Source organism: Nonomuraea sp. K271 (assembly GCF_009908215.1).
Taxonomy (GTDB): domain Bacteria; phylum Actinomycetota; class Actinomycetes; order Streptosporangiales; family Streptosporangiaceae; genus Nonomuraea; species Nonomuraea longispora.
Genome location: NZ_JAAAHR010000013.1, coordinates 89143 through 96913, shown reverse-complemented (window position 1 = coordinate 96913; position 7771 = coordinate 89143). Strand labels below are relative to the sequence as shown.

Here is a 7771-nt window from a genome sequence, read left to right as displayed (position 1 = left end):
CCCGGACACCTGGCGACCTGCCGCCCCAGAACCCGCGGCTGACGAGCCCGGCCCCGCAGCCCCGGACACCTCCGGAGACTCCTGGTTGTTCTCGGAGGGCGAGCCGGTGCCGCACACGTTGGGCGACCCGAACCCGGACGCCCCCCGTTGAGGTCTTGGCCGTTTCCCGTACGGGCGATCGGCCTTGGCCACGTCAGAGGTAGCGGGCGATCGACGTCATCACCGAGCCCCGGTTGCGACAGCCCAGGAGCGGCCGGGCGCCGCCGTCAGCGCAGCGGGCGTTCCAGCTCGGCCCGATGCTCGGCGACCCAGTCGTGGCAGGCGCGGATCCGGGCCACCACCCCGTCGTCACGCAGTCTGATCGCGTGCGGCATCCCGGCGGCCGCGTCCGTCTCGATGCCACGCGCGCAGCGGTCCTGCCACCACAGGATCGCCTCCACCAGGCCACCCCGCCCAAGCAGCCCGTACGCGTCGCAGATGAGCCGGATCCGCCTCCCGGCGTCGACGGCTCCTGGACCGAGGCCGAGGTACTGCCAGCAGACGTGCGCCACGTCGTGGATCCGCCGTCCCGGCGCCGCGATGTCCCAGTCGATGAACGCCACCGGCCGCAGGCCCGCGCCCTCGTCGCGGTAGACGGTGTTCTTCGGGGACAGGTCGTTGTGGCAGACGACCTCGTCGTCGCCGGCCAGGGGTGTGCCCGCGGTCAGGTCGTGGAACGCGCGTACGAGCTCCGCCACCCGCGCCAGGCTCTCGTCGGAGGTGACGCCGTCGGGCTGGACGTCCTCCCAGGCCACGTGGCCGTCCACGAAGCTGAGAATCTCGCGCCCGCGCTCGTCCGTCCCCAGGAATCTCGGCGCGCCCGGCCATCCGCCGCGTTCCAGCAGGAGCAGCAGCTCGTGCACGTACGCGGCCCGGTGCGCGGGCGGGCGGCGGACGGTGTCGCCGACCCGGACGACGGTGTTCACGTACCCGCCGGGCAGGTGTGTTTCGGACATGCGTCCCAGCCTGCCCGATCAGGCCGGGGGACGCCGCTCCATCGGCCGGACCGCGGCTTCTTTTCATGGACTCCACAAGCGACCGGCCCGCGCGGGCTCCTGCTCAGGGGCTCGCGGTGGCCAGGGCGCCCGCGACCGTGAGGCTGTCCTCATAGATGTGGTAACGGGTGATCAGACCGTCCTCGACGGTGAGGTGCAGCGCGAACGGCGACCTGTAGGCGGTGCCGCTTCCTCTCGCGGTCTGCGCGATCTCCCCGAGCACCACGGCGTCGGCCCCGTCGACCAGGACCCGGTCGACGGACGTGCCGTTCAGCTCGGGCACGTGGTGAGCCTCCAGCACGCGGAAGTGGTCGGCCACCTCGGCCCTGCTCGATCGGGGCCGGATCCAGGGCGCCTGCGGGCACCCTTCCTCGGGCCAGCTGAGCCGCCAGTCGATGGGCTCGGCGAACAGGTCCGCCGCGCCGTCGTGGTCGCCCTCCGCGATGCGCCGCAGCAGTTCCCGCACGGTGCCGCGGGTGTCCTTCGTCTCGTGCGTCATGCCGCACAGCCTGCCCGGCCCCGGGCACGCCCGTCGATTACCTGCCGGGTAAGCGTGACTGCGCAAACGGGCCTGGCCGCCCGTACCTGAGAGTGCGCTGTGAACCTCCGCCAACGTCTTTCTGACGCTGACCCCATACGTTACTTTTGTCCGACTACGGCGGCCGTTACCTCTGGTTTCGGCTGCCCATTCCCAGGGGGAATGGGGAACGCGCGGGGAGAGAGAGGGTCGCAGGCGCGCATGGGCGTTGTGAGAACCGGCATCAAGAGAAGGTTTCGGCTCCTGAACGAGGCGCTGCGCCCTCCACGCCAGCTGACGCCGCCGGAGACGAGTCCGATGAAGGTCTCCCGCCCGCGTCCCCCGAAGCGCACGCACGTGGTCGACTACTCCATCCCGATCCTGCCGCGGCAGGTGGACTCCCCGGTCTTCGTGATCGCCTCGGTGCGCTCCGGCTCCACGCTGCTGCGCATGCTGCTGAACAGCCACTCCCGTATCCGGGCCCCGCACGAGCTGCACCTGCGCACCATCGGCGTGCAGCTGACGCCCGACTTCTCGGAGCAGTCCATGCAGGAGCTCGGGATGGACAAGGTGGAGCTGGAGCACGTGTTGTGGGACCGCATCCTGGAGCTGGAGCTGGAGCGCAGTGGCAAGGAGATCATCGTCGACAAGACGCCGGGCAACGTCTTCGTCTGGGAACGGCTGCACTACGCCTGGCCGAAGGCCAAGTTCCTCTTCCTGCTACGCCACCCGGAGGGCGTGGTGTCCTCGCTGCAGAACCGCAAGGGCAACACCTCGACCCGCGAAGCGCTGGAGACGAACGCGCTGAAGTACTTCAAGCCCATGGAGGAGGCCCGCCGCACGCTCGACGGGCTGACCCTGCGCTACGAGGAGCTCACCGCCGAACCGGAGCGGATCACCCGCGACGTCTGCGCGTACCTGGGTGTGGCATGGGAGCCGGAGATGCTCGACTACAGCAAGCACGATCAGGGCCGGTTCGTACCGAACCTGGGAGACCGCAGCGACACCATCAAGTCCGGGCGGATCCAGCCCGCCCGCACCTTCGACAACACCGACGCGCTCTCGCCCGAACTCGCCGAGTACGCCAAGGCCTGGGGGTATTCCTGACCTCGCGGAAACCCGCGTGACCGGCCGGGCGGCCGTGTGACACCATCCGACGATGAGCATCGAGTTCACCCCCTACTCCTCCGGTGACGTCGACGCGCTGGCGGACTTCCTGACAGGCAGCCACTGGCCCTTCCACGCGGGCACCCAGGACGCGGAGACGGTCAGGCAGCGGGCGGGGAGCGGGCTCTACTGGAACGACGAGAGCAGGACGTTCTGGGTGCTGGCCGACGGGGAGCGCGCCGGCCTGGTGCGGCTGCAGGACCTCGCCGACGACACGCCCATGTTCGACCTGCGGATCCGCGCCGACCGGCGCGGCAAGGGCCTCGGCACGGCCGCGGTCGCGTGGCTGACCTCCTACCTGTTCACCGAATTTCCGCACGTCACGCGGATCGAGGCCACGACCCGCCAGGACAACCACGCCATGCGCGCGGCCCTGCGCAGGAGCGGGTACGCCAAGGAGGCCCACTACCGCGAGGCCTGGCCGGCCCCGGACGGCGGCACCCCGCACGACTCGGTCGGCTACGCCGTCCTGCGGCACGACTGGATCTCCGGCACCGTGACGCTCCCCGACTGGCACGACGAGCCCGCGACCCGGTCGAGCTGATGAACGTCCGCCCGGCGGTCCCGCAAGGAAGGTGATCAGGTGCGCTGGCTCTGGTGGGTGGGGGCGCCGGTGCTCGCGGGCATGCTGCTGTTCCTGGCCGTACGCGACGTGGTGCCCGCCTACACCGCCCAGTTCGGTTCCGGCGTCACCGGCGTCTTCACCGCCACCGAGCACGACTGCGGCGGCCGCTCCTGTTCGTGGGTGGGCTACTTCACCGCCGGGGACGGCTCGGCGCCCCCGCGGCGCGTCACTCTGTCGACGGGCGGCGACCTGGAGCGGGTGGGCGACGCCATCCCCGCCGTGGACACCGGCAACCCGTACACCGTCTACCCGGCGACGGGTTCCGCCGACTGGCTGCTGATCACCATCCTCGGCGCCGCGAGCATCGTCACGCTCGGCGTCTGGCTCTGGGGTGTGATCCGCGCGATCCGCCGTACTTCCGGGGCGTGACGGGGGCGCCGCCTCACATTCCGGACCGCTGCGTCGTCGATCCGGTGAGACACCGTCCACGCCCGGAGGAATCCCCCATGTCCAGCTACAAGGCGACGTTCCAGCGTTTCCACAAGGCCTTCAACAGCGGCGATGCCCGGCTCATCGCGGCGACGATCGACGAGGTCTTCCATCCTGACGTGATCTTCCACGCCCCCGTGCCGACGGACGTGACGGGGACGCAGGCGCTCAAAGAGGTGTGGACGGTGCTTCTCAGCGCTTTCCCCGACATCCACGTGGAGGTCGAGGACGTGATCGCCGAAGGTGACCGGCTCGTCTCCAGGCACACGGTCACCGGCACCCACCAGGGCGAGTTCAGGGGGCTGCCGCCGACCGGCCGCTCTGTCGCGTACAACGAGATCTTCGTCTACCGCTTCGCGAACGGCCGGATCGTCGAACTGTGGGGGGTCGTGGACATCCTGACGCAACTGCGCCAGCTCGGCGCCGTCCCGTCCTGACGGCTACGGCAGGCCGCGCTCCGGGCGGTCCAGCCAGACGTACTGGCCGCCCTGGGTGACCGTCATCCCGAACCGGTCCCGTCCGGGCCCACCCCAGCCCACCCACCGGAAGTAGGCGGCGGTCACCTCGTCCCACAGAGGGCGCTCGCCTACCTGGTAGACCTCGTACTCGGTGCTGCCCGGGCGCCACTTCACCGTTCCCCAGGCGTAGGGATCGGCGGGGTCCGACAACCACAACCGGTACAGCTCGCCGTCCTCGTCCCGGTCGGCGCCGCCTTCGGAGGTCAGCCCGGTCAGGGCCGCGATGGCCAGGTCGGCGCCGGCGGGGGCGAAGGCGATCGTGCGCGGATCGATGCCGGTCGTCGAACGACGCCTGTCCTCGGACCCGCGCGGCAGCCGGTCGGCGGGGTCCCGCTGGGAACGCATCATCATGTAGTCGGCATAGCCGGCGAAGCGCCCGTGCGCCGCGCCGTCCGGCGTGACGGTCAGGCGCAGCTCGTGGCCCTCGCCGAAACCGGGACAGTACGGCACCACGTTCACAGCGCCGGGCCGGCACTGCTCGATCCAGGCATAGGGAACGTCACGGACGCCGCAGGTGACATGCACCCGGTCGTACGGGGCTCCTTGCCGGTGCCCGGCCGCGCCGTCACCGGCGAGCAACAGCGGGCGGGCGCCGACGGTGCGCACGGAGCGGCGCTGACCGCGTCGGCCAGCGCCTCGATCTTGCCGGCGACGTCGGCCGTCAACCCTTGCCGCCGGCGTTTCCGCCCTCACCGGCGTTGCCCTCGCCACCACCGTGTTTGCCGCCACCCGCTTGGCCGTCTGGATGCGGCTTCCGCGGCTTACCACCCATGTAGTTCCCTCCCACCCGCAGTCACTTAAAGTAAGAGTAGGATTACGTCGAGGGTCGGGCAAGGGCGGTCAGTCGCTCCGGCGGGTGCCGGTGTCCTTCAGCGCGGCGCGGCCGGCTTCCAGGCGGGCCACCGGGATGCGGAACGGGCTGCAGGAGACGTAGTCCAGCCCCACCTCGTGGCAGAAGTGCACGGAGCCGGGGTCGCCGCCGTGTTCGCCGCAGATGCCCAGGTGCAGGCCGGGCCGGGCGGCCCTGCCCTCCTCGGCCGCGATCTCGATCAGGCGGCCGACGCCCTCCCGGTCGATGGTCTCGAAGGGAGAGGTGCCGAAGATGCCGAGGTCGAGGTAGCGCGAGAAGAACGACGCCTCCACGTCGTCCCTGGAGAAGCCCCAGGACATCTGGGTGAGGTCGTTCGTGCCGAAGGAGAAGAACTCCGCCGCCTCGGCGATCCTGCCCGCGGTCAGCGCCGCCCTCGGGACTTCGATCATGGTGCCGATCAGGGCGTCGACGCCGGCCTCCGCGAGAATCTTGACGGCCTCCTCGCGTACGGACTCCAGCTCCTGTACGGCGGCCACCAGCGGGATCATGATCTCCGGCCGGGAGCCCGGCACCTTCTTGGAGGCCTGGGCGATGGCGCGGACCTGCATGGCGAACAGGCCGGGGATCACGAGGCCGAGGCGTACGCCGCGCAGGCCGAGCATCGGGTTCTGCTCGTGCAGGCGCTTGACGGCGGCGAGCAGCCTGCGGTCCTTGTCGGTGGCGTCCGGTGACGTGGCGACCCTGACGGACAGGTCCACGATGTCGGGGAGGAACTCGTGCAGGGGAGGGTCGATGAGGCGGATGGTGACGGGATCGCCGTCCATCGCCTGAAATATGGCTACGAAGTCGGCTTTCTGGAGGGGCTCCAGGGCGTCCAGCGCCGCCTGGCGTTCGTCGTCGTCCGACGCCAGCACCAGGTCCTCCACCAGCCGCCTGCGCTCCCCCAGGAACATGTGCTCGGTACGGCACAACCCGATCCCCTGCGCGCCGAACCGGCGGGCCCGCGCCGCGTCCCGCGGGGTGTCCGCGTTGGCGCGTACGCCCAGCCGGCGGTTGGCGTCCGCGTGGCGCATGATCCGGTCGACGGCCCTGACCAGCTCGCCGTCCGGCTCGGCGCCCTCGAAGTATTCGACGACCTCCGAGTCGACCACGGGCACCTCACCGAGGAACACCTCCCCCGTGGTCCCGTCGATGGAGATGAGGTCGCCCTCGGAGACGACCACGCCGCCCGGCGCGGTGAACCTGCGCTCGTCCGTGGACACCTCCAGGTCCTCGGCCCCGCACACGCACGTCTTGCCCATGCCGCGGGCGACCACGGCCGCGTGGGAGGTCTTGCCGCCGCGGCTCGTCAGGATGCCCCTGGCGGCGATCATGCCGGCCAGGTCGTCGGGATTGGTCTCGCGCCGGACCAGGATGACGTCCTCGCCCTGCTCCGACAGCTCGATGGCCCGCTCGGAGCAGAAGACGGCCCTGCCGACGGCGGCGCCGGGGGAGGCGTTCATGCCTTTGGCGATCGTCTTCCTGCCGGCGCCGGCGTCGAAGCGCGGGAACATGAGCTGGGCCAGCTGGTCGCCGGTAACACGGGTGACGGCTTCGTCAAGCGTGATCAGGCCCTGGTCGACGAGCTGGGTGGCGATACAGAAGGCGGCCGCCGCCGTGCGCTTGCCGACGCGCGTCTGCAACATCCAGAGCTTGCCGCGCTCGATCGTGAACTCGATGTCGCACAGGTCCTTGTAGTGGTTCTCCAGGGTCTCCATGATGGCGAGCAGCTCGTCGTACGCGTGCTTGTCGAGGCGTTCGAGCTCCTGGAGCGGGATCGTGTTGCGGATGCCGGCCACCACGTCCTCGCCCTGGGCGTTCTGCAGGTAGTCGCCGTAGATGCCCTGCAGGCCCGAGCCGGGGTCGCGGGTGAAGGCGACGCCGGTGCCGGAGTCGTCACCGTAGTTGCCGAAGACCATGGCCATGATGTTCACGGCGGTGCCGAGGTCGGCGGGGATACGTTCCTGGCGGCGGTAGAGAATGGCGCGTGGCGCGTTCCACGAGTCGAAGACGGCGGCGACGGCCAGGCGCATCTGCTCGCGCGGGTCGGCGGGGAAGTCGCCGCCCGTCTGCTCGCGCACGATGCCCTTGTACGTCTCCACGAGCCGCTGCAGCTCGCCCGCGTCGAGGTCGGTGTCCTGGCGCTTGCCCTTGACGGCGTCGAGCGCCCGCTCGAACAGCTCGCCGTCGATCCCGAGCACGGTCTTGCCGAACATCTGGATGAGCCGGCGGTAGGAGTCCCACGCGAAACGTTCGTTGCCGACCGCCTGCTTGGCCAGGCCGTGCACCGACTCGTCGTTGAGCCCGATGTTGAGCACCGTCTCCATCATGCCCGGCATGGAGAATTTCGCCCCGGAGCGCACGCTGACGAGCAGCGGGTCGTCGGCCTGCCCGAGTTTCCTGCCCATTCGGCTCTCGAGCGCGTCCAGATGCTCCGCGACTTCCTGCTCCAGACCTCCCGGTGTCGAGCCTTCCGCCAGGTAGTGGCGGCAGGCCTCGGTGGTGATCGTGAATCCGGGAGGAACGGGGAGCCCGAGGTTGGTCATTTCGGCGAGGTTGGCTCCCTTACCGCCGAGAAGATCCTTGAGATTCCTGTTGCCCTCGGTGAAATCGTAAACGTACTTGGCCACC

At 70.2% G+C, this 7771-nt stretch carries 8 protein-coding genes; 4 read left to right on the top strand and 4 right to left on the bottom strand.

All coding sequences use genetic code 11. The features are described 5' to 3' along the window. Positions 1-266: 266 nt before the first annotated feature. Both GUY59_RS07005 and GUY59_RS07000 read right to left on the bottom strand, forming a co-directional pair. On the bottom strand, positions 267-995 hold the full coding sequence (locus GUY59_RS07005) for a phosphotransferase (protein ID WP_138199228.1): 729 nt from the start codon (positions 993-995) through the stop codon (positions 267-269). Between the two features lie 103 nt (positions 996-1098). After that, on the bottom strand, positions 1099-1533 hold the full coding sequence (locus tag GUY59_RS07000; protein WP_138199229.1) for a nuclear transport factor 2 family protein: 435 nt from the start codon (positions 1531-1533) through the stop codon (positions 1099-1101). 336 nt (positions 1534-1869) lie between these two features. On the opposite strand from GUY59_RS07000, the gene GUY59_RS06995 reads away from it, so the two are divergent. From GUY59_RS06995 to GUY59_RS06980, 4 genes are all read left to right on the top strand, one after another. After that, entirely contained in the window at positions 1870-2658 is a 789-nt protein-coding gene (locus GUY59_RS06995) for a sulfotransferase family protein (protein WP_201760571.1), read from the top strand. Positions 2659-2710: 52 nt separating this feature from the next. Further along, positions 2711-3262, top strand: coding sequence for a GNAT family N-acetyltransferase (locus GUY59_RS06990; RefSeq protein ID WP_138199231.1), 552 nt, complete (start codon positions 2711-2713; stop codon positions 3260-3262). Positions 3263-3301: 39 nt separating this feature from the next. After that, complete coding sequence (locus GUY59_RS06985) at positions 3302-3712, top strand: hypothetical protein (RefSeq protein WP_138199232.1); 411 nt, start codon at positions 3302-3304, stop codon at positions 3710-3712. 77 nt (positions 3713-3789) lie between these two features. Continuing rightward, positions 3790-4209, top strand: coding sequence for an ester cyclase (locus GUY59_RS06980; protein ID WP_132341197.1), 420 nt, complete (start codon positions 3790-3792; stop codon positions 4207-4209). 3 nt (positions 4210-4212) lie between these two features. On the opposite strand, the gene GUY59_RS06975 is transcribed toward GUY59_RS06980, so the two are convergent. Beyond that, complete coding sequence (locus GUY59_RS06975) at positions 4213-4896, bottom strand: hypothetical protein (RefSeq protein WP_161714434.1); 684 nt, start codon at positions 4894-4896, stop codon at positions 4213-4215. A gap of 234 nt (positions 4897-5130) precedes the next feature. After that, entirely contained in the window at positions 5131-7770 is a 2640-nt protein-coding gene (gene ppdK / locus GUY59_RS06970; RefSeq protein WP_138199234.1) for a pyruvate, phosphate dikinase, read from the bottom strand. Position 7771 lies beyond the last annotated feature (1 nt).